Raw genomic sequence first — 22848 nt, 5'->3', positions numbered from 1 at the left:
GATTGCTCCGTCTTTCTTTCTTCTCTCATGCGAGGGAAGAACCTATCCGGTATTAGCTACCGTTTCCGGTAGTTATCCCAGTCTTATGGGCAGGTTGCCTACGTGTTACTCACCCGTCCGCCGCTAACTCTCAGGAGAGCAAGCTCTCCATCAAGTCCGCTCGACTTGCATGTATTAGGCACGCCGCCAGCGTTCGTCCTGAGCCAGGATCAAACTCTCCAATAAAGTTATTGAAAAGAGCGATAAGCTCATTTAGAAAATGCTGACGAGAACTTATCGTTCTCTATTCAATTTGTTATGACCAACAAATTGAATTTGTATTAATTCACTCACGAGTTTCACTTACGTAAAACTCCTCGTTGTTCAGTTTTCAAAGATCAATCTCGCTAACAACTCTCGTCGTCAGCAACTTTTATATCATATCATGTCCGGTTCAGAGTGTCAAGCTTTTTTTCAGAAGTTTTTAACTTCCTTAAGTTGCTTGGTTATTCAGTGTGTTGCTTACTGGCTAACTTCTTGGCCGGAATTAGAATATACCATGCTGATAAAAATTATGCAAGTATTTTTTGAAAAAAGTTTAAGAGCGCAATTAATAATAATAAAAGAGGCCCTGCTAATTAAACCAGAGCCCCTCTTCTTCATTTACTCTCTTTATATACTGCCATTATCCGATGATGATTCGTCCCTCCGGATGGCGATATAGATTCTTCGTTTGTTTTGGTCTGATCGCATAAGCAATGGTAAGCGGACCAATACGACCGATAAACATCGTGACCGTAATAATGAGTTTACCCCATTCAGTCAGTTCCGGTGTTAATCCCACAGAAAGCCCTACCGTCCCTACAGCAGATGCTGTCTCAAACAGTATTGTTAGAAAAGGAGCGTCCTCTGTTGTAAGCAGCAGCATATTAATGACCATAAATATACCCAATGTGATAATGATAATGGTCATAGCCCGCATGAGAAGCCCTTGGGGTACACGATGCCGGAAAAATACAATATCTTTTCGTCCTCTGACCATTGCGTACAGAGCACCTATCATGATGAGAAACGTGGTTGTTTTAATACCTCCTCCTGTTGAACCAGGAGAAGCCCCGATAAACATAAGCAAGATGAAAAAGAATTGTGTCGCAGAACGCAGTTCTGTTATATCTATTGTACTTGTCCCCGATGAACGGGTAGATACAGACTGGAAGAAGGACGCATAGAGCTTATGAGACAAATCAAGCGAGCCTAACGTTTTCGTATTTGTAAATTCAAAAACAAACAGTACGATTGCACCAATGGCAATTAATACGCCGGATACGGACAGCACCATTTTTGAATGAAGAGATAGTCTTCGCTTTTTAGGAAATTCGAATAAATCGTTGAGCACAACAAACCCCAGGCCCCCCGATATAACCAGTATGCTCGCGATCGTATTGAACAACCAATCACCCGTGTAATATTGGAAGCTATTGCCGAACAGATCAAAGCCACCATTGTTAAACAAAGACACGGAATGGAAAATACCATAATACAGCGCCTTGAGGAAAGGCATATCCACTGACCATCTAGCTGTAAAAATAATTGCTGCGATCCCTTCAATGGTAAAAGAAAAGATCAGAACCTTCCGAATGATTCGAACGACTCCTTCCATGGTGTCCGAATTAATCGCTTCTTTTAAGATAAGTCGATCCTTTAGGGATAACTTTCTTCCAAATAATAATGCAATCAAAGTTGCAATTGTCATGAAGCCAAGACCGCCCAGCTGCATCAGGATCATAATAACGGTCTCACCAAAAAGGGTAAATGTAGTTTCTACATCTACTACGATTAAGCCTGTAACACAAGCCGCAGAAGTTGCCGTAAAAAGTGCATCCATAAAACGAAGAGGGTGTCCGTTCTGGTTGGAAACAGGCAGCATTAATAATACGGTACCTATCCCGATGATCAGCAAGATACCTGCGACTAATATAAATGGCGGAGTAGCCAGTTTTTTGGTGAAACCCACACGTCTCTTCATTACATCTCGCCTTTCTTCATAGCCCTTGCCAATCCGTACATTTTAAAAGAGGAACAACCTCAAGCATCATCTGCTCAGCTGTTCCTCTGTATGTCTAGATTCTATTGTAAACTTGTTTATGCAAAATGCTTGTCCTTCTTAGTCCAATGCACGGTGACGCATATGTGGGAAAAGAAGCACGTCACGAATCGATGGAGAATTCGTAAGCAACATTACAAGACGGTCTACACCAATTCCAAGACCACCTGTAGGCGGCATACCATATTCAAGTGCACGAATGAAGTCATCATCCATCTCATGCGCTTCATCGTTACCGTGTTCTTTTTCTAGTAACTGTGCTTCGAAACGCTGACGCTGATCGATCGGATCATTCAGCTCACTAAATGCATTCGCATGTTCGCGTCCTACGATGAAAAGTTCAAAGCGATCCGTAAATCTTGGATCTTCTTCATTCTTTTTCGCAAGCGGAGAAATTTCAACAGGGTGACCATATACGAAAGTTGGCTGAATCAGGGTTTCCTCAACAAACTCTTCAAAGAATGCATTAAGGATATGTCCAAATGTCATGTGTTTTTCAACAGGTACATTATGTTCCTTAGCCAAACGGTGTGCTTCTTCATTTGTCATTTCGACGCCAAAATCTACACCCTTCACTTCTTTAACCGCATCCACCATGGATACACGGCGCCAAGATGGGGTAAGGTCAACTTCATGTCCTTGATAATCAATCTTCGTTGTTCCTAGAACTTCTTGCGCAATATGAGCAACCATGTTCTCTGTGAGTTCCATTATATCTTTATAATCTGCGTATGCTTCATACAATTCAATCATGGTGAACTCAGGGTTATGACGAGTTGAGATCCCTTCGTTACGATATACACGTCCAATTTCGTACACTTTCTCCAGGCCGCCTACAATCAGACGTTTCAAGTGCAGTTCAATTGCGATACGCATATATAGTTCCATATCCAGCGCATTATGATGCGTAATAAATGGTCGTGCTGCCGCACCGCCTGCAATGGAGTGCAGTGTTGGTGTCTCTACTTCCAAGTAGCCTAAGCCATCAAGATAACGACGCATGGACTGAATAATTTTAGAGCGAGAAATAAATGTTTGTTGTACTTCAGAGCTCATAATCAGATCCACATACCGCTGACGGTAACGTAATTCTACGTCTTTTAGACCTTGGTATTTATCAGGCAATGGGTACAACGATTTTGAAAGCACTTCAAGCTCAGTAACTTTAATTGAAGTCTCCCCAGTTTTGGTTTTGAAAACCGTACCTTTCACACCGATGATATCCCCAAGATCAAGCAGGGTAAATGCATCGTACTGCGCTTCAGCAACGGTATCTTTACGAACATAAATTTGAATACGTCCGCTTAGGTCCTGAATATGAGCAAAACTTGCTTTACCCATACCGCGTTTCGCCATAATACGCCCAGCAATGCTTACTTCAACGTTCTTTTCTTCAATTTCTTCTTTGGTCAGGTCATTATATTGTTTCAAAATATTACCGGCTTCATCCGTACGTTCGTACTTTTTACCGAAAGGATCAATACCAAGAGCTCGAAGCTCATCTAATTTTGCCCGTCTGATCTGTAAAAGCTCACTAAGCTCTTGTTCTGTACCTACTACTTCATCCGTCATTTGCCTTCTTCAACTCCTTAATTATTATGTATCTTCTAATGCAGATATCTATACAATACAGCAATCTTAAAAGATACAAGGCATGTTATACCGATAAAAGACGATCGTAAGAAACTAAGGTACGACGCCTTCAAGAAACAAGCTGATTGAAAAAAAGCTTCCCCTAGGGAAGCTCTCTTCATATCCCGATCCTTTTGTATGATTACTTCTTGATATCTACAATTTTGTACTGGATAACACCTGCAGGAACACTTACATCAACAACAGTTCCTTTGGCTTTGCCAATAATAGCTTTACCAACAGGGCTTTCATTTGAAATTTTATTTTGAAGCGGATTGGATTCTGCAGATCCAACGATCGTGTATTCAACCACATCGCCGAACTCCATATCTTCAACTGTAACGGTTGCACCAATTCCTACGATGTCTGTGCCGACCTCGTCGCTGTTGATGATACGCGCATTGCGAAGCATTTTCTCGAGAGTAAGTACACGCCCTTCAATAAAAGCTTGCTCATTCTTCGCATCTTCATACTCCGAGTTCTCACTAATATCACCATAACCAATGGCTACCTTAATCCGTTCTGCAACTTCACGGCGTTTTACAGACTTCAAGTTCTCGAGTTCGTCCTCAAGCTTCTTGAGCCCCTCTTGGGTAAGAATGACTTCTTTATCGCTCATGTTAACCGATTCTCCTGTCATGGGAATAATATGGAACTAATTCAAAAATTCATTTAAAAAACGATATGCTAATCTTAAAAAAACAGAACAATTCGTTCTCTCAGGTGTCCTTGAACATAAAACCATCTTGCCGAATTTATACCAAAAAATTATAGGTTAACGATATTGAAAAGTCAATGTTCTCTCCTATAGCCTTAGCAAGCACAGTCCGTATTTATTGACTCTTGATCAATTTCTTGGCTGTCTGTTTCTATATTCGACTCGTTTCGAGGCAAGTTTTCCAAATAATTCGTCAGTATATCAACCATCTCGTCACGCTTGGTTCCTTCCATAATGGCATCTTTAATTCGCGCAGAACCTTTGAGTCCTTTCAGATACCAAGATAGATGCTTACGCATTTCACGTACTGCTACATTTTCCCCTTTCAGGTCAATTAATCGATCCATGTGCAGTATGGCAATACGCATTTTTTCTTCCGGTGACGGGTCTGGTGGTAACACACCCTTCTCAAGGTATTCAATGGTTCTATATAGCATCCATGGATTACCAAGAGCAGCGCGGCCGATCATAACTCCGTCTACTCCAGATTCTTCGAGTCTTCGTTTTGCTTCTTCTGGTGAAGAAATATCGCCGTTCCCAATAATCGGAATGGAAACCGAATCCTTAACTTCCTTTATAATATCCCAGTCTGCCCGGCCAGTATACAATTGCTCTCTTGTTCTACCGTGAAGAGCTATTGCTTTACCCCCAGCACTTTCCACTGCACGTGCGTTTTCGACAGCATAGATATGATCATGATCCCAGCCGATACGCATTTTTACAGTAACTGGTTTGGACACAGCATCCACTACAGCAGATACCATCTCATATATTTTATTTGGATCTAAAAGCCAACGTGCTCCCGCATCGCTTTTGTTAATTTTGGGGGCAGGACAGCCCATGTTAATATCAATAATATCTGCATTCGTTTCTTGGTCAACAACCTTCGCAGCAGCAACCAAAGTTTCTCTGTTACCGCCAACGATTTGCAGACTAAGCGGCTTTTCCCGTTCATCTACAAATAGCATTTCTCGCGTCCGTTTATTACCATTTAGAATTCCTTTATCGCTGACCATTTCAGCGCAGACTAACCCAGCGCCAAATTCTTTAGCAATGAGGCGAAAAGCCGGATTACTTACTCCTGCCATCGGAGCAACAACGACCTGATTCTTCATTTCAATATCAGCGATCTTAAGCATAGGATTTCGTATCACTCCTTTTAAAATCTTTATTAATCTTTAAATCATTTATATCTATCACATCTAAACGTTCAAATTACTTTTTCAAAAAAACAACCCACTGCGTCTCCTATTTAAACTCCGACAGGGAAATAGCAAGAACATCTGCGATTCTAACAAGCTGCTCCTCTGTTGGGACACGAGTTCCCCGTTCAATCATACCGAGCATAGCGAGAGATATGCCTGTTTGCTCTGCTAGAGACTGCTGAGTTACACCTTTCAATTTCCGGAAAGCGCGGATTCGTCTGGCCAGTTGCATGTTTTCCACCGCCGTATTCCATCCCTTTCATCCAGGCTCTCTAAAGCTGTTTGTACAAAATAAGAAATGTTGTCTGATTTTTCACGGACAACATCGGATAATGGAACTAACACGAAAGCTCTCTCCTGCATTCTTGGATGCGGAAGAATAAGCTTTTCTGTATTCATCTCTACTCCTTCATACCATAGCAAGTCGAGATCCACGGTTCTTGGACCCCATCTGATATGACGAACACGCCCTAGCTGATTCTCGATCTCAAGCATACGACCCAGCAGTTCCTGAGGAGATAGTGTTGTATTGACGGAAATGGCCATATTAATAAATGCAGGCTGATCAGTATAACCTACTGGATCTGTTTCGTATAAATCAGAACAAGCAGTAACCTTAATATCATCTTGCTTGTCCAGCATCCTTATTGCAGACATAAGCGTCTGCTCCCGATCGCCTAAATTAGCCCCTAAAGCAATATAAGCCTCTGACGTATCAGAGGTTGACTGTGCATTCATGAGTCGTTATCCTACTTTCCTAGTACGATGAAGTTCTACTGTAACTCCTTCAAAATGAATATCGAAAGGAGGATGCGGTTTCGTTACCTTGACTACAAGCGCATCCACACTAGTATAAGTCTCAAGTAGGGAAGATGCAATATATTCACCTAAAGCTTCAATTAATTGGAATGACTTATTTTCAACGATATTTTTCACATGTTCGTGAATTTCAGCGTAATTTATCGTTTTGGTGAGATCGTCATGCATACCCGCTTCTTGTAAGTCCATATCGAGCTCTAGATCAATATAGAATCGCTGTCCAAGTTTACGTTCTTCCTCAAAGACCCCGTGATATCCATAGTACTCCATACGGTGAAGTTTCATTTTATCCATTATTATAATTCCTCTCTTCCTTGGTACAGCATCGCATCACACATGTCTACTGTACGCTTGATTTGAGCTACATCATGAACTCGTACCATTTGCGCTCCTTGGGCAATTCCAAAAGCCACGGTCGCTGCCGTTCCCTCGACTAGATCATTCACTGGCAATTGCAGTGTGTTCCGAATAAACCGTTTGCGAGAGGTAGCGAGCAGAACAGGGTAGCCAAGCTCCACCAGTGCACCTAATGATATCATCATCTGTAAGTTTTGCTCATAGCTTTTTGCAAATCCGATACCTGGATCAAGAATAATATGATCTTTATGAATGCCTGCTTGCAAAGCAATCTCTATGCTTTCTTTTAGATCAGTGACTGCGTCGGCAATAAAATTATCGTAATCTGTGTTCTCACGATTATGCATTAGGATAACAGGACAATTCTTCTCGCGCGCAAGCGGTGCCATATCCTGATCAGCTTTGAGGCCCCAAATATCATTAATGATATGAGCTCCTGCATCTATTGCCGCTCTCGCTACATCTGCTTTATAAGTATCAATAGAGATTGGGATATGCGGTGCTACTTTATGAAGAGATTCAATCACAGGGACTACTCGTGCAATTTCTTCATCACTCGAAATTACAGTGTGTCCAGGGCGGGTAGATTCACCGCCAATATCAATGATATCCGCTCCTTGTTCGTAGAGTTCTATAGCATGAGTAACTGCACGATCTACAGAATTGTATTGTCCCCCATCGGAGAACGAATCCGGAGTTACGTTAACAATCCCCATAATCAGTGTTCTTTCACCCAGCTTTAGCGTCATTTCGCCGCGCTGATATGTACGTTTATATAGTTTAGGTTTCAACATCTTCTCTACCTGCTTTCTTTCGGTATAAATCCAGCAGTCTGCGTGTATTCGGTCCCATTTTTCCATCCTGGACCTGAATCACTTCCCCTTCCGGAAAACCAAGCAGCGCTGTTATTGGGATTAGTTCTTGTATGGAACTGGTCATAAAAATCTCATCCGCCTGAGATAGGTGCTTAGTTGTGAATAATCCTTTTACTACAGGAATACCTAGGTCACCCGCAGCTTCAAGAACAACCGCTCTTGTAATGCCAGGCAAGATACCCGTGCTTAATTCAGGGGTATAAAGAACACCTTTGGTTATAAAAAAAAGATTACTGACAATCCCTTCAGCAAGATGCCCCTCTTTGGTCAACATTAAACCTTCCGCTTGAGACTGTACTGCCCGCTTATACTGCATAAGCTCTCTCTTCGCAAGAATGTTATTCATGTAGTGCAAAGATTTATATCGAATCTCGCCCTCAGGTGTATTCCTCATCGTCTTCAGCAATTGAAGGGGCTTACCTTTGATATACCAAGCTTCATCTAGAACCGGCAGTTCTTTAGCAAAAATAAGGTGACTCGGCTCACGGTAGTCTGCCGAAGGCAAACCAAGAATTTCTTCGCCTGCCGAAACCGTGTATCGAATATAGCCGTCACTAAGCCCATTGGATTCCAGCAGCTTGCGAATAAGCATCTCTAGTTTATGTTCTTCCGCACGAACAGGAATCCCTAAATCCTCACAGCCTTGAGAAAGCCTTTGAAGATGACGAGACAGCAGAGAAGGTTTGCCCCCATAGGTTCGAAAAGTCTCAAATAAACCCATCCCGTACAAGAAGCCGTGATCCATCACAGGAATCGCGGCTTTCGTTGTCTCGATTAATTGCCCATTCATCATGACGTATTTCATCTTATACATGTGCTTTCTGACGTAGAAAGTTGCGAAGCATATGATGACCGTAATCGGTAACGATAGATTCCGGATGAAATTGTACGCCTTCAATCGCATATTCTTTATGTCTGAGTCCCATAATCTCTCCTTCTTCCGTCTCTGCCGTAATCTCCAGGCAGTCAGGAAGACTCTCTCTCTCCACGAGTAGAGAATGGTATCTCGTCGCTGTAAATGGAGATGGAATTCCTTCGAACACAGACGCTCCCCCATGATGAATAGGTGATGTTTTACCATGCATCAAACGTTCTGCCCTAACGACGTTCCCTCCAAAAGCCTGACCAATTGCCTGGTGTCCAAGGCAGACCCCAAACATTGGAATTTTACCTTTGAAATGATGCAGTATCTCAAGACTGATCCCTGCTTCATTTGGTGTACATGGGCCTGGCGAAATCAAGATATGATCCGGGGCAAGTGCTTCAATCCCTGGAATATCGATTTCATCATTCCGGCGTACCTCTACTTCCTCACCTAGCTCACCTAGATACTGCACGAGGTTATACGTAAAAGAATCATAGTTATCAATAACCAAAATCATATAAAAAACCTCCTCTAGTTCTCGTCTCTGCTTCGCTGCATAGCAGCTTCTTCACTATACTGTACAGCCTTCATAACTGCCCTTGCTTTGTTCTTTGATTCTCTATATTCCCGGTAAGGATCTGAATCAATTACAATTCCTGCTCCGGCCTGAATATAACCGATGTTATCTTTCACGGCGAGGGTACGAATAATAATATTCAGCTCCATATCCCCTTGGTAGGAAATCCAGCCAATTGACCCTGTATAGGGGCCTCGTCTCACTGGCTCCAGTTCCTCGATGATCTCCATCGTCCTTACCTTAGGAGCACCTGTAATGGTCCCGCCTGGAAATGCAGCTGCAATCACATCAAAGGCATTTTTACCTTCGGCTAAAATTCCTTCTACTTGTGAAACTAGATGCATTACATGCGAATAGTATTCGATGGTCATAAGTTCAGGAACACGCACTGATCCATATTTGGCTACTCTACCGATATCATTACGCTCAAGATCCACGAGCATAATATGCTCAGCCCGCTCTTTTTCCGTATGAAGCAGTTCTTCTGCCATACGCTTGTCCTCTTCTGAGGTCGCTCCCCTGCGTCTTGTTCCTGCAATGGGTCTTGCGATGACTTTACCCTGCGTGAGTTTAATCAACAGCTCTGGAGAGCCGCTTACCAGTTGAAAATCCGGTGTCTGAACGTATCCCATATAAGGGGAGGGGTTAATTACACGAAGCCACTCATACACATCATCAGGAGAAGTATGCAGCTCCTTATCCTGTCTTAATGAAAGATTAACCTGAAAGACATCTCCCTGCCCGATATAATCCTGCACCTTTTTCACGGCTAGTTCAAAGGCTTCTTTATCAAAAGGAGATTCCCAGCCCTGAGCCACATCCATATGTGCATCGCCCTCAACGCTAGCCTGCTCCAGCCGCTGAATCCGCTCTGCTTGCTCGCGAATATAATAAGGCGTTTCGGCAGTTTCCGTCATATGCTCAAAGCTACGAAGCATAGCCTCCGCCCTGAAAGCGGCTTGCGTGAACTGCTTCTCTAACGGCTCTTCTTTGTCTAAGAGCGTGTAAACTGAACAATAAACCACATTCTCTTCATGATCAATTGTCCACACTTCCTCAAATCGCATCCACATGTAATCAGGGAGACTTGGGTCGTCTTTAGCAAGTTCAGGCAGCTTCTCAAGGGAACGAGCCACATCATAACTTAAGTAACCTACAACCCCGCCGGAAAACGGCGGCATCCCTTGAATCCGAGGAGCGCGGTAGGGGGCGATCCACTCTTCGATTATTTGCAGGGGGTCTCCTGTCATCGTCCCTTGTGAATGAAAACTATGCTTTTGGTTAGCTCCTTCTGCATCATCGAGAATTTTCACCTCTGCCTGTTTACCCTTCCCCGTGACGATGGCGACCGGGCATAAACCAAGATAGGTGTATTTCCCATCCTTTCCGCTTTCCAGTACAAAAGCATAGGGAGAAGCCTGTTCCCATGCAGGCTTCCAGGAACGAAGAGCTGGTGAATTCTTGAGTTTCATTTTTGTTACATAGGGAAGCACCGTCCAATCCTCTTTGCTCCATACTTTCCAATCATCGTAGGTTGTAGTTACCTTATTCATGTATGCTTCTTTCCTCCAGGCTGACCTTGTCTATTGTCTGTTAGTATACTAAAGCATTCTTCATTTTAAAAGCAGATGATAAAAAACCCTGTGCCTGCAAATGAGTTGCGACACAGGGTTATATAATTTGTTATTAATATAGAAGTAAAGATTCAATTCGAGTATTCTACTCGTCAGTCTTAACCTTCAAAATTATAAAGAGGTGTGCTGAGGTAACGTTCCCCATTACTTGGAACGATCGCAACGACACGTTTACCTTCACCCAGCTCTTTTGCCACTTTCAGCGCAGCACGAATGGCTGCTCCAGAAGAGATACCAGCAAGGATTCCCTCTTCTTTCGCTACTTGGCGAGCGGTTTCAAATGCATCCTCATTCTCAATATGAATGATTTCATCATAAACGTCCTGATTTAGAATCTCAGGAACAAAGTTTGCACCGATCCCTTGAATTTTATGAGGACCTGGGGCCCCGCCTGCCAGAATTGGTGAAGCTGCCGGTTCCACTGCATAAATTTTAATGTCTGGGAAAGACTCTTTGAGGACTTCACCTGCACCTGTAATCGTACCACCTGTACCAATTCCAGCTACAAATGCATCCAGAGAACCGCCCACGGACTGAATTGCTTCTACGATCTCAGGACCCGTAGTTTCACGGTGGATTCTAACATTAGATTGGTTCTTAAATTGTTCTGCCATGAAGTAACCTGAATTTTCTTCTACGATCGCTTCTGCTTTCTTAACCGCGCCATTCATTCCCTCTGATCCAGGAGTAAGCACAAGCTCTGCACCATATGCACGAAGCAAATTACGACGCTCTAAGCTCATCGTCTCAGGCATAACAATAATCGAACGATATCCTTTAGCCGCTGCTACCATGGCCAGCCCAATGCCTGTATTACCACTCGTTGCTTCTACAATCGTGTCACCTGGTTTAATACGGCCAGACTTCTCTGCATCCTCTATGATACTGATCGCGATCCGATCTTTCACACTAGATCCAGGGTTTTGGTATTCAAGTTTCACATATACTTCCGCGCTACCTTTAGGTACAACGCGATTCAAGCGAACAAGCGGCGTTCCACCGATAAGTTCTGTAACATTATTGACAACCTTAGCCATGATAATTGCCCTCCTTGGATTAAATGAAGTTGAATGAATGATTGCTTCTTCTATTTCATATGCCATTGTGTATTCTAGTTGTATTGTATGAGCTGGACCATGCTCTAAGACGGTTACTGCCTGCTTACGTTACCGCACCGTCCATACTCTTTCCATTCCTTTGCCCACCATTACATTTCCGACTAAATAGGTGGGTTTTTATAACTTTAATATTATCAACCTTGCTTCATAATGTCAATATTGTTAGAAAAAAATAGAGCAGAAAAAGAGACCCCTTCCCTTAGGAAGCAGGTCTCTCCAGTTTTACTCTTATATCAGCTCCATATTTACTGCGAAGCTGCTCTTCTAATTCTGACAAGGGAATGGAATCATTCAAAGCAAGCATCATTCGAATATCTTCCATTGCCTCTTCATATGTCATACCTTGTTTTTCTTCGATATCATTTAAACGAACAATAATATAGTGTTCATCCACTTGAACAGGACCGGCGACATCACCAATTTGGATCTCTTCTGCGAGCATCATCATTTCCTCAGGTTGAAAAGGATCATTCTCTTCGATAAGCCCAAGTCTCCCTTTGGATTCACGGCTGTATTCATCCGTTGACTCACTCTCTGCCACTTTTCCAAATGATTCACCCGCTTCAATCCGTTCAAGGACATGGTTTGCTGAAACAAGATCATCCACTTGGATCATAGAAATATCAAACAGACGGATGGGTTTATAATCTGCTTCATGTTGTTCATAGTACTCTTGTACTGCTTCTTCACTGACTGCAATGTCTCTTGTTGCAATTTCTTCAAGCAAAACTTGATAGGTTGCCTCAGCCCTCAATTCTTCTGAGCTCATCCCAAATTGATTCCACATTTCATCATAAAAAGCTTGTTCTGAGGAATAGCCCTCCATAGAAGATTGCAGTTCTTTGTCAACTTGATACTCGGTTACAGTCAGCCCTTGTAATTTAGCTTCAGCGAGAACAGCCTGACGATTAAGCATTTCCATTAAAACTTTGTTGCCATAACGTGTCTTAAGTGCATCTACCCATTGCTTCTCCGAAATCATTTGCCCTGCAATACTTGCAACCGGCTCTTTCCAATCCGAAGCACTTAGGCCTGTATTTGTACTCGAATCGTTCATTCCGCGAAAAATAAACGTCCCCATAAAAATAACACCTACGCTCAGCACAACGACAGTCACCCAAAGTCCTTTTTCTTGTTTCGTCATCCCTTCTCATCTACCCCATAACGGTTTTAGCTTCTCGCTTGCTCAAGAATGGTTTCCAGGTCACTTTTCGTAAATTCATATGCTTCATTACAGAACTGACACACCACTTCAGCTCGGCCTTCTTCTTCAATTAAATCAGTAAGTTCCGATTCTCCAAGCGAGATCAGTGTTTGCTCTACACGTTTACGACTACATTGACACTGGAAGACGATATCCATGCTATCATGGATTACAACATCCGGTAAAATCTTGCGGAGCATTTCTTCCACATCAAGCCCTTGGTCCAAGAGGGTGGTTACCGGCGGCATGTTACTGATTGCGTCCTCAATTGCCGAAATTTCCTCATCATTCAGTCCAGGCAAGAGCTGAATAATAAATCCTCCAGCTACAAGAACAGAGTTGTCTGTATCAACTAAGACACCAAGACCTACTGCAGAAGGTGTTTGTTCTGATTTAGCAAAATAATACGTAAAGTCTTCGCCCAATTCACCTGAAATGATAGGAGTACTTCCACGGTAAGGTTCTTTGAGCCCAAGGTCCTTGGTTATATGAATAAATCCGGAAGTACCTACAGCTCCAGCTACATCAAGTTTACCTTTACTATTGCTTGGTAAGTGGACATGTGGATTCTTAACGTATCCTCTCACTTCACCTTTGGCATTCGCATCTGCTACGATCTGACCAATAGGTCCATTCCCGTTTACTTGAATGGTCAGTTTTTCTTCCCCTTTCAACATAGCGCCCATGATGGCAGTAGCCGTAACTGTCCGCCCCATTGCAGCTGTTGTTGTAGGAAATGTATCATGTCTTCTTCTCAATTCTTCTACCAAGTTCGTTGTACGGATCGAAAATGCACGAACACGTCCACCTAAAGCTGTACCACGCACCAATCGGTCTTTCTTCTTTTCCATTCTGTTATGCTCCTTCTGTGTCATCCTATTTATAATTTACAAGGCAAGCCAGGCTGCTTCCTTATGAAGATTGTGCAAATTCATATTTCGTCTAAGTCGGCACTCTCTTTATTGTAATCGAAAAAGATAACGGAATAAAGGTGACTGCCTATCCCTTTTTCCATTATCTTTTATTCAGTAAGGTTACCCCTTATTACGTTCGTATATAATCCGCAGACCCTCAAGTGTCAACATGGGACTTACCACTTCGATGGTTCTTGTCTCACTTGCAATAAGTTCTGCCAAACCGCCCGTAGCAATCACTTTTGGTGTAGCCTTCATCTCTTCCTTGATTCGTTCCACGATTCCATCAACCTGTCCTGCATAACCAAAAATGATGCCTGCTTGCATGGCGTGGATGGTATTTCGTCCGATTACTTTCTTCGGTTTCTCGAGTTCAATACGCGGCAATTTAGAAGCTCGTTGATATAATGCCTCGGTAGAAATCCCAATACCCGGCACAATGGCTCCGCCCAGGTAGTTACCCTCTCCATCTATACAATCAAAGGTCGTTGCCGTACCGAAATCAACTACTACGAGAGGGCAGTTAAATTGATCAATCGCCGCTACCGCATTCACGATCCGGTCCGCACCTACCTCACGAGGATTCTCATAACGAAGATTCAACCCTGTTTTGATGCCAGGACCGACGATAAGTGGTTTCTTGCCCACATATTTAATACACATTTCCTCCAGCACATTCACCAGCGGCGGTACAACAGAAGAGATGATAATTCCTTCAATTTCTGAAGTTGATATACCCGACATCTGAAAAAAGCTATGAATGAGAATACCATACTCATCTACCGTTGACTGTCTGGAGGTGCTGATACGAAAATGATGAAGAAGCTCACGATGCTTGTATATACCAAGCACAATATTACTGTTACCTACATCTACTACAAGGATCAAAGAGGATTATCCTCCTTTCTTTTCGTTTAAATCAAGACTGATATCTAGGCTGTCAAAGGAGTAAGTCAGTCTTCCTACAGAGATAATATCTACTCCTGTCTCAGCTATGCTGCGAATGCTGGCAAGTGAAACATTACCCGAAGCTTCTATTTTAACATGCGGGGCTGCCTCTCGGATATGCCTAACTGCCTCACGCATCATCTCTTCATTCATATTATCAAGCATAATAATATCTGCTCCCGCCTCAATGGCCTCATTCACTTGGTATAGGTTCTCTGTCTCCACTTCAATTGTCATGGTGTGCGGGATCCTTGCTCTTGCTCTTTCAATAGCTTGTGTTATCCCTCCAGAACCCTTGATGTGATTATCTTTGATCATAACTGCATCATACAGTCCAAACCGGTGATTATATCCTCCACCGACCCGTACTGCATATTTCTCAAGCTGCCTGTGACCTGGTGTTGTCTTTCGTGTATCAACTAACCGCACCGGAAGATCTGCAATTACATCTACATAAGTACGGGTTCTGGTCGCAATACCTGAGAGCCGCTGCAGTAAATTTAAAGCCAGCCTCTCGCCTGTTAGTAGGCTATGCGTACTTCCCTCTACTACACAAAGTATCGTCCCCTTTTTTGCTAGGTCTCCATCCTTCAATTCTGCACGAAATTCAAGTGAAGGGTCAACGATATGAAAAACAAGTTCTGCAATAGAGAGTCCTGCAATAATCCCGCCTTCTTTTGCATGAATCACAGCTTTGGACTGATGTCCTTCGGGAATGGTAGCCAAGGTTGTGACATCTCCGGAACCAACATCTTCTCCGAGCCAACTTTTAATTGATTGGGTTAATACTTCATTATATCCATTAAGTAGCATGGCTAACTTCCTCCGCAATTTTACGTTCACGCTGCTGCACCGTATGCTTCTGCCACAAAAGATCGTTACAATCGGGATAATCCTCCCGATAATGAGCTCCTCGACTCTCTTTGCGGTGAAGTGCCCCCTCGGTGACAAGTATGGCGCACGTAAGTAGATTGGCAAACTCATATTCTTCTTGTGTAGTAAGGCTGGTATTAAATATAGCTAGTTCCTTCTCGAGTACCGACTTGGCCTGTAATAAACCTTGCTCCGTGCGTCGAAGCCCTACTCCCCGTACCATTGTTTTCTGCAGGGCAAGTCTTCTAGCATGAATCGAACTCACTTCTAAGGAAACTTCCTTTCTGTTAAGGGAAGGAACGAAAGGAACGGATTTCTTTAGAGGAGTGAGCTCGCGTATGCGATCTACAATTCTTTTCCCGAAAACGATGGCTTCCGATAAAGAATTGCTGGCCAGCCGATTTGCTCCATGGACACCGGTAGATGACACCTCTCCGCAGGCAAAAAGCCGCTGAATACTGCTTTCTCCTTGTAAATCTGTTTTCACTCCGCCCATCATATAGTGAGCAGCAGGTGCTACAGGAATCCAATCCGAAGCCATATCCAGCCCATAGTTCATACAGGTCTCATAGATTGTCGGAAAACGAAGCTTGATCCGGTCAAGGGTCTCATGGGTGATATCAAGATATACCTGGGTTGCATTCGTAAGCTCCATCTCACTAACAATTGCTCTTGCCACGATATCACGCGGAGCGAGCTCGAGCTGTGGATGGTATTTATGCATAAACCGTTCACCTCGAATATTACGAAGCACTGCTCCTTCACCGCGTACGGCCTCAGATATTAGAAAACGAGGAGCCCCTGGATAACAAAGAGACGTTGGATGAAATTGAATGAATTCCATGTCTCGTATTTCGGCCCCTGCCCGGTAAGCCATAGCTATACCATCTGCAGTAGCCACTTCCGGGTTTGTGGTATATCGATATAACTGGCCTGCTCCTCCAGAACAGAGTACAACAGCATCTGCTTTTACATAGATTCGTTCACCATCAGCATCCTGTACAATAGCACCCCTGCACTCACCGGACCCCGTTACAAGATCAATAACAAAGTGTTCATCCCATACCTTAATCGATGCATGAGAAGCAACTTGCTTGGCTAATGCCCTTACAATCTCGTATCCCGTTGCATCTCCATTCGCATGTAGAATCCGGCGATGACTGTGAGCTCCTTCCTGTGTTAATGCGAGTTCCCCATTCTCTATATCAAAAGTGGTCCCGAGACTAATTAATTCTCTGACTCTCTCCGGCCCCTCGCTAACAAGCACTTTCACAGCCTCTTCTCGGCACAAACCCGCACCCGCAGTAAGCGTATCCTGCATATGATAGGCAGGTGAATCATCCTCTGCAGTAACTGCTGCAATTCCACCTTGCGCATATCTGGTATTACTCTCTAGCAATGTTCTTTTAGTAATCATAAGAACCTGCCGGTCCCTGCTTGCCTCGATTGCTGTAAACAATCCTGCTATACCTGTACCGATAACAAGCAGATCTGTCTCCATTTGAGGTAAAGCCGCTATATCCAAATCAATTAAGTAAGAAGGAATCATGGGGCATCCTCACCTGTCTCCTATAAAGTAGCTCACGTAATCATGCATATATAGAAAAGGGGGCTTACCTTCATCTGAAAGCCTCCCCCTTCATCCTATTTTACTTGTAACATGCGCTCTAGGGATAAACGTGCACGATCGGCAACAGCAGGAGGTACATAAATTTCCGGCTTCATTGTCTCCAGCGCTTTTACCAGTTTCTTGAGGTTATTCACTTTCATATTCGGGCAAACAAGAAATTTGGTCGCAAAGTGAAAGGTTTTGTCCGGACTGTCTACTCGAAGTTGATATCCTGTACCGTCTTCTGTACCGACAATGAATTGTTTGCGGTCCGACTTTTTACAATATTCGAGAATTGCTGTAGTACTGCCCACAAAATCACCCATTTCAACCACTTCTGGGCGGCATTCCGGATGAACCACGAATTCTGCATCGGGATATTTAGCACGCATTTCGACCACATCTTTTATCGTTAGCATGTCATGTGTATTGCAGTACCCTTCCCATATGATCATCTTCTTATCGGTATGCTGCTGAACATAATGTCCGAGATTTTTATCAGGAACCCATATAATTTCTTCCGCATCAAGCGATTGAATCACTTTTACTGCGTTAGCAGAAGTACAGCATATATCTGTCTCGGCTTTAATCTCAGCAGAAGAGTTAATGTATGTAACGACCTTCGCATTCGGATGCTGCTCTTTTAATTTGCGAAGCCCTTCTACGTTGACCATATCAGCCATGGGACAGCCCGCACGTTCATCAGGAATAATCACTTTTTTATTTGGGGCCAAAATTTTGGCGCTTTCCCCCATAAAATGGACACCACAAAAAACAATGACTTCTGCATCGGTTTCTGCTGCCTTCTGGGCTAGAAGAAAAGAGTCTCCACGAAAGTCTGCTACTTCCTGAATTTCATCTCGCTGATAATAATGAGCAAGTATAATCGCATTCCGTTCCTTCTTTAGTACTTTTAATCGCTCTTTCAACTCACGATTCATCTCGGCCTTACGTTCTAGTGCCTGAACCTCCACTGTTGACCCTCTCCTTTTATGGAATAGCGAATACTACGTTCACTTTGCAGTGTATGACCCCGCTTGTTAATCGATTCACAAAGTCTGATACAGAACTTCCTTTTGTTTACAACTAATTTACACGGCGCACCCTGACCTGTCAATTCACAAAATAGACGCAATTCAGAGCTAAACGAATGTAATAACGCAAAAAACCGGAGAACATAAGCTGTTCTCCGGTTTTTCGTATATAGCAACCTTATGAAGTAGGTTTATTCTTATCTGGATCACTTGGAGGTGTAGATTCAGACTCCGGCTGATTTGGAACATGGTTTGGAATTTCTTCCGCCGGTGTTCCGCCGTTGTTATCTTTTCCTTGAATGCGAACTTTAACATCACCGACATTGTCGATAATAGGTTCTCCGCCTTCAGAGGATCCTCCCGTATTTCCTTCTTCTTTTTCGGTAATTGCTCCGTTTTCGATCAACTGCTTGATATCTTCAAGATCAAGAGTTTCTCTTTCGAGCAGTGTTTCCGCAATAAGGTGAACTTCTTTAGAATACTTGGTCAGCAAATCTTTTGCTTTCTCATAGCATTCTGTAACCATGCGGTGCATTTCTTTATCGATCTCATATGCAATGGAATCACTATAGTTCGGCTCGTGTCCGAAGTCACGACCCAAGAAGACTTGACCTTGGGAATTACCAAACTGCAATGGTCCGAGTTTTTCACTCATACCATATTCCATCACCATGCTACGAACGATACTTGTAGCTTGTTGGAAGTCACTATAGGCCCCTGTACCAATCTCACCAATAAACAGTTCCTCAGATACACGACCACCTAGTAACCCTGTTACTTTATCAAGCAATTCTTGTTTCGTTGCGAGCATACGGTCTTCTTTTGGCATCATAATTACATATCCGCCTGCACGACCACGAGGTACGATCGTAACTTTGTGAACCATATCAGCATGCTCCAAGAAGTAACCTACAATCGTGTGACCCGCTTCATGGAAAGCAACGATCCGTTTTTCACGGTCGCTTACTACGCGGCTCTTCTTCTCCGTACCAACAATTACACGGTCAATCGCTTCATCCATCTCACGCATGGAAATATCTTTACGATTACGTCTGGCAGCAAGAAGGGCTGCTTCATTGAGTAAGTTCTCAAGATCTGCACCTGTAAATCCAGTTGTACGCTTCGCTATTACATCCATCTTCACGTCTTTTGTAAGAGGTTTGTTACGAGCATGTACTTTAAGAACTGCTTCACGGCCTCTTACATCAGGACGGTCAACTGTAATTTGACGGTCAAAACGTCCTGGACGAAGAAGGGCAGGGTCAAGAATATCTTGACGGTTCGTTGCAGCAATGATAATAATACCTTCGTTTGCTCCGAATCCATCCATCTCTACGAGCAATTGGTTTAGCGTCTGCTCGCGCTCATCATGTCCACCGCCGAGTCCAGCACCACGCTGACGACCAACAGCATCAATCTCATCAATAAAGATGATACATGGAGCATTTTTCTTGGCATTTTCAAATAAGTCACGCACACGGGATGCACCGACACCGACAAACATTTCGACGAAGTCAGAACCCGAGATACTGAAGAACGGTACGCCCGCTTCCCCAGCGACAGCTCGTGCAAGGAGTGTTTTACCTGTTCCCGGAGGACCATTTAGTAGAACCCCTTTTGGAATTCTAGCACCTACTGCTGCAAATTTACGAGGATCTTTCAGGAACTCAACAACTTCGACAAGCTCTTGCTTCTCTTCGTCAGCTCCTGCAACATCTTCAAAAGTAATCTTTTTCTTCTCTTCGTTATATAAACGTGCACGGCTCTTACCAAAGTTCATTACTTTGCCGCCGCCGCCTTGCGCCTGATTAAACAGGAAGAAGAAGAGGACAAACATCAAAATAAGAGGTATAAACGACGTTAGTAGTGTCAGCCAAATACTGTCACCCTTCATCGGTTTCGCTTCCATTGCTATTCCGTTCGCTTCACTGGCATCCGCAATTTCTTGAACTGCAGCATCCGTAGCAGGAATGTACGTAATAAAGTTTTTGGCTTTTTCAGCAGGCGGGGTTACATACTGTCCCGTTACCTGGTAGGCATATCCATCAAACTGAATACTCAAATTCTCTACGTTATTTGCAGATAATTCCTGACGAAACTCGTTGTATTTAGGGGTATCAGCCGCTTCACTTCCACCATTAATAACCTGGTAGATGCCGACTACAACTAAAAATAAAATTAGATAAAAACCAGAATTCCGGATGAACCGATTCATCCCCTACCTCCTCTCGAGACACCTTAGTTATTTTACCATAGCCATTCTGCCCTTCTCAACAAATGGGCAAACGCGATTCTATCATTTTTCTGCCGGGATTTTAGTTACTGTAAATCTCCGGTTTCAGAATCCCGATATAAGGCAGGTTCCGGTAATGTTCAGCATAATCCAAACCGTAGCCAACTACAAATGCATCCGGCAGGACAAATCCCGTATAATCTGCTTCAAGATCAACAGAACGGCCAGATGGCTTATCAAACAAGGTAACCACCGTTGTCGATTTAGCGCCTCTGTTTTGCAAAAGTTCAATTAGATGGCTGAGTGTAAGCCCGCTATCGATGATATCTTCTACAATAAGAACATCGCGTCCCTCAACGGTCTGATCTAAATCCTTGATGATCTTGACTACACCGGAAGACTTGGTAGAAGCACCATAACTTGATACAGCCATAAAGTCCATTTCAAGAGGCACTGTTATGTTTTTAACCAAATCAGCCATAAATATAAACGCACCTTTAAGTACACAAATGACTAAAGGATTACGATCAGCGAATTCCTTGCTTAATACTTCGCCTAATTCCTTGATTTTACCTTGAATTTCTTCTTCACTAATTAAAATTTCTTGAATATCGTTCTGCAACGTTAGTGAACCCCCTAAAGTTATACTATGAAAGTCTTATCTGCACCATTACTGTCAACCGCCTGCGCGTAATAGCTACTCGATCCACATTTGAATGACCTGTGCAGATTGATCGGTTACGGGAGCATGAATGGAGCGTCTTACGCCCGGAATCCAGATGATGTTTCCTTCAACATCACACACGAGGGGAATACGAGAACGCAGGGACGGCGGAATTTTGGCATCGATAAAAATATCTTTCACCTTTTTACTTCCGTTTAATCCCATTACTTTCATGGTATCTCCAGGCAATCGTGCTCTTACGGTAAGCGGCCAATGAAGTTTGCTCAAATCAAACTGTGCTTCATTAGCAGATATCGGCCTGTGCATCCCCTTTGAATGAACCAAATGAATGGTTCTTTCAATCTCTTTCAGATAGAGAAATGAATCTCCATCTGGAGAATGCAACTGATAACTGTAATGCTCAGATACAGACTTCCGGGCAGTAAAAATGATACTGTTATATTCCCGCATACAAACGATACCCTGACCTATATCAAGAATCCAAGTCGTCGGTTCGGTCTGAACCACTCCCTTACGTATGGATTCTATTCTTGAAAAAGTAGCAAAATCATCGTTTGAAGGCAGATAATTTAATATTAATTTAATGAGCCTTCGTTGTAAAGCGACATGTAGCCCCTTAAACGCAGGGACAGAAAAGGTAAGTCGATCACCTGACTTCAAGACCATATCCGCAAAGGTTTGCTCTGCTACAGCTTCCATATAGTCATCTTCTGTGCTTATAACTTCGGCCATCCGATAAAGAGATTCCTTTATCTGCCCATTATATTGCCCCAAAAAAGGAAGCACATCCAGTCGGATCGCATTTCTAAGATATTTACGATTCATATTACTACTATCAACGAGATAAGGAAGCTCTTCTTTTTCACAAAGCTTTTCCAAGTCCGTCTTGGTAATACGTAAACATGGCCTAATAAGTTCCACGTTTTTTTCAGTTCGTTTGATTTTCATACCCGAAAGTCCCGAAGCACCACTTCCGCGCAGCATATGCAGCATAACCGTCTCGGCCTGATCGTCGGCATGATGTGCCAGAGCAATGCTGTTTGCCTTATACTTCACCGCGACTTGATGAAGAAAAGCATACCTTCTTTCACGGGCCGCATCCTGTGAGTTCCGCCCAGTCTCCTCTAAATACTTCGGCATATTTAGATGAACCATTTCAAAAGGAATGTGCAGCGATTCCGCATATTTTTGTACCAGCTCGGCTTCAGCATCCGACTCTGCACGAAACCCATGATGTACATGAGCACAGATCAGTGTGAGCGGTGTATGATAGAGAGATATTTGATGAAGAATATGTAAAAGAGCCACAGAATCCGCCCCACCGGATACTGCGACTACAATCCGGTGACCCGGTTTCCACAATTGATACTCCTCTGCTGTAGCAGCAATCTGCATTACCGTAGGTTCAAGTTTCGGTCCTTTCATGATGTTCCTCTTTTCTAACTCTGATATTTCAAGGTATGTA

21 protein-coding genes and 1 rRNA gene are annotated in these 22848 nt (G+C 43.3%); all 22 read right to left on the bottom strand.

Annotated elements, in window-relative coordinates:
- Nucleotides 1-225: ribosomal RNA gene (locus tag KJS58_RS21720) — 16S ribosomal RNA — on the bottom strand; the annotation flags it as partial.
- A gap of 439 nt (nucleotides 226-664) precedes the next feature.
- Nucleotides 665-2005: a TrkH family potassium uptake protein gene (locus KJS58_RS21715; protein ID WP_213535575.1), complete on the bottom strand. Its 1341-nt coding sequence runs from the start codon at nucleotides 2003-2005 to the stop codon at nucleotides 665-667.
- 138 nt (nucleotides 2006-2143) lie between these two features.
- Nucleotides 2144-3655, bottom strand: a complete 1512-nt coding sequence (lysS, locus tag KJS58_RS21710; protein ID WP_160036643.1) for a lysine--tRNA ligase — start codon at nucleotides 3653-3655, stop codon at nucleotides 2144-2146.
- A gap of 202 nt (nucleotides 3656-3857) precedes the next feature.
- The gene (greA, locus tag KJS58_RS21705; protein WP_191804446.1) at nucleotides 3858-4334 is read right to left on the bottom strand and encodes a transcription elongation factor GreA; all 477 of its coding nucleotides are present in this window, start codon (nucleotides 4332-4334) and stop codon (nucleotides 3858-3860) included.
- 194 nt (nucleotides 4335-4528) lie between these two features.
- A complete protein-coding gene (gene dusB, locus KJS58_RS21700; protein ID WP_213535574.1) occupies nucleotides 4529-5572 on the bottom strand; it encodes a tRNA dihydrouridine synthase DusB in 1044 nt (347 codons plus the stop codon).
- 109 nt (nucleotides 5573-5681) lie between these two features.
- Entirely contained in the window at nucleotides 5682-5834 is a 153-nt protein-coding gene (locus KJS58_RS21695) for a helix-turn-helix domain-containing protein (RefSeq protein ID WP_374705844.1), read from the bottom strand.
- The gene (gene folK, locus KJS58_RS21690; protein WP_213535572.1) at nucleotides 5831-6376 is read right to left on the bottom strand and encodes a 2-amino-4-hydroxy-6-hydroxymethyldihydropteridine diphosphokinase; all 546 of its coding nucleotides are present in this window, start codon (nucleotides 6374-6376) and stop codon (nucleotides 5831-5833) included. The genes KJS58_RS21695 and folK overlap by 4 nt, the downstream gene beginning before the upstream one ends.
- A gap of 6 nt (nucleotides 6377-6382) precedes the next feature.
- Nucleotides 6383-6751 (bottom strand): dihydroneopterin aldolase, encoded by a 369-nt coding sequence (gene folB / locus KJS58_RS21685; protein ID WP_160036648.1) that lies wholly within the window; start codon nucleotides 6749-6751, stop codon nucleotides 6383-6385.
- Between the two features lie 2 nt (nucleotides 6752-6753).
- On the bottom strand, nucleotides 6754-7608 hold the full coding sequence (folP, locus tag KJS58_RS21680; protein WP_213535570.1) for a dihydropteroate synthase: 855 nt from the start codon (nucleotides 7606-7608) through the stop codon (nucleotides 6754-6756).
- Nucleotides 7595-8494 carry an aminotransferase class IV gene (locus KJS58_RS21675; RefSeq protein ID WP_213535579.1) on the bottom strand — a complete coding sequence of 300 codons (900 nt, stop codon included), beginning with the start codon at nucleotides 8492-8494 and terminating at the stop codon, nucleotides 7595-7597. Before KJS58_RS21675 ends, folP begins: the two co-directional genes overlap by 14 nt.
- Nucleotide 8495: 1 nt before the next feature.
- Nucleotides 8496-9071 carry an aminodeoxychorismate/anthranilate synthase component II gene (gene pabA / locus KJS58_RS21670; RefSeq protein ID WP_213535569.1) on the bottom strand — a complete coding sequence of 192 codons (576 nt, stop codon included), beginning with the start codon at nucleotides 9069-9071 and terminating at the stop codon, nucleotides 8496-8498.
- A 14-nt stretch (nucleotides 9072-9085) separates the two neighbouring features.
- A complete protein-coding gene (locus KJS58_RS21665) occupies nucleotides 9086-10684 on the bottom strand; it encodes an anthranilate synthase component I family protein (RefSeq protein WP_213535568.1) in 1599 nt (532 codons plus the stop codon).
- A 179-nt stretch (nucleotides 10685-10863) separates the two neighbouring features.
- Nucleotides 10864-11802, bottom strand: a complete 939-nt coding sequence (gene cysK, locus KJS58_RS21660; RefSeq protein WP_213535567.1) for a cysteine synthase A — start codon at nucleotides 11800-11802, stop codon at nucleotides 10864-10866.
- A gap of 280 nt (nucleotides 11803-12082) precedes the next feature.
- Nucleotides 12083-13027 carry a peptidyl-prolyl cis-trans isomerase gene (locus KJS58_RS21655; RefSeq protein WP_213535566.1) on the bottom strand — a complete coding sequence of 315 codons (945 nt, stop codon included), beginning with the start codon at nucleotides 13025-13027 and terminating at the stop codon, nucleotides 12083-12085.
- A gap of 26 nt (nucleotides 13028-13053) precedes the next feature.
- The gene (hslO, locus tag KJS58_RS21650; RefSeq protein WP_213535565.1) at nucleotides 13054-13938 is read right to left on the bottom strand and encodes an Hsp33 family molecular chaperone HslO; all 885 of its coding nucleotides are present in this window, start codon (nucleotides 13936-13938) and stop codon (nucleotides 13054-13056) included.
- Between the two features lie 183 nt (nucleotides 13939-14121).
- Entirely contained in the window at nucleotides 14122-14889 is a 768-nt protein-coding gene (locus KJS58_RS21645; protein WP_213535564.1) for a type III pantothenate kinase, read from the bottom strand.
- 6 nt (nucleotides 14890-14895) lie between these two features.
- Nucleotides 14896-15762 carry a carboxylating nicotinate-nucleotide diphosphorylase gene (gene nadC / locus KJS58_RS21640; protein ID WP_213535563.1) on the bottom strand — a complete coding sequence of 289 codons (867 nt, stop codon included), beginning with the start codon at nucleotides 15760-15762 and terminating at the stop codon, nucleotides 14896-14898.
- A complete protein-coding gene (gene nadB, locus KJS58_RS21635; RefSeq protein ID WP_213535561.1) occupies nucleotides 15752-17371 on the bottom strand; it encodes an L-aspartate oxidase in 1620 nt (539 codons plus the stop codon). The genes nadC and nadB overlap by 11 nt, the downstream gene beginning before the upstream one ends.
- A gap of 95 nt (nucleotides 17372-17466) precedes the next feature.
- Nucleotides 17467-18405: a quinolinate synthase NadA gene (gene nadA, locus KJS58_RS21630; RefSeq protein WP_213535559.1), complete on the bottom strand. Its 939-nt coding sequence runs from the start codon at nucleotides 18403-18405 to the stop codon at nucleotides 17467-17469.
- A 238-nt stretch (nucleotides 18406-18643) separates the two neighbouring features.
- A complete protein-coding gene (gene ftsH / locus KJS58_RS21625; RefSeq protein ID WP_213535558.1) occupies nucleotides 18644-20680 on the bottom strand; it encodes an ATP-dependent zinc metalloprotease FtsH in 2037 nt (678 codons plus the stop codon).
- 100 nt (nucleotides 20681-20780) lie between these two features.
- Nucleotides 20781-21320 (bottom strand): hypoxanthine phosphoribosyltransferase, encoded by a 540-nt coding sequence (gene hpt / locus KJS58_RS21620; RefSeq protein WP_213535557.1) that lies wholly within the window; start codon nucleotides 21318-21320, stop codon nucleotides 20781-20783.
- 75 nt (nucleotides 21321-21395) lie between these two features.
- Entirely contained in the window at nucleotides 21396-22808 is a 1413-nt protein-coding gene (gene tilS, locus KJS58_RS21615; RefSeq protein ID WP_213535556.1) for a tRNA lysidine(34) synthetase TilS, read from the bottom strand.
- Between the last annotated feature and the right edge of the window lie 40 nt (nucleotides 22809-22848).

Origin of the sequence: Paenibacillus sp. J45TS6 (assembly GCF_018403285.1) — a bacterium.
Classification (GTDB): domain Bacteria; phylum Bacillota; class Bacilli; order Paenibacillales; family Paenibacillaceae; genus Paenibacillus.
The sequence above is the reverse complement of the archived record's forward strand: the minus strand, read 5'-3'. Positions and strand labels throughout refer to the sequence as shown.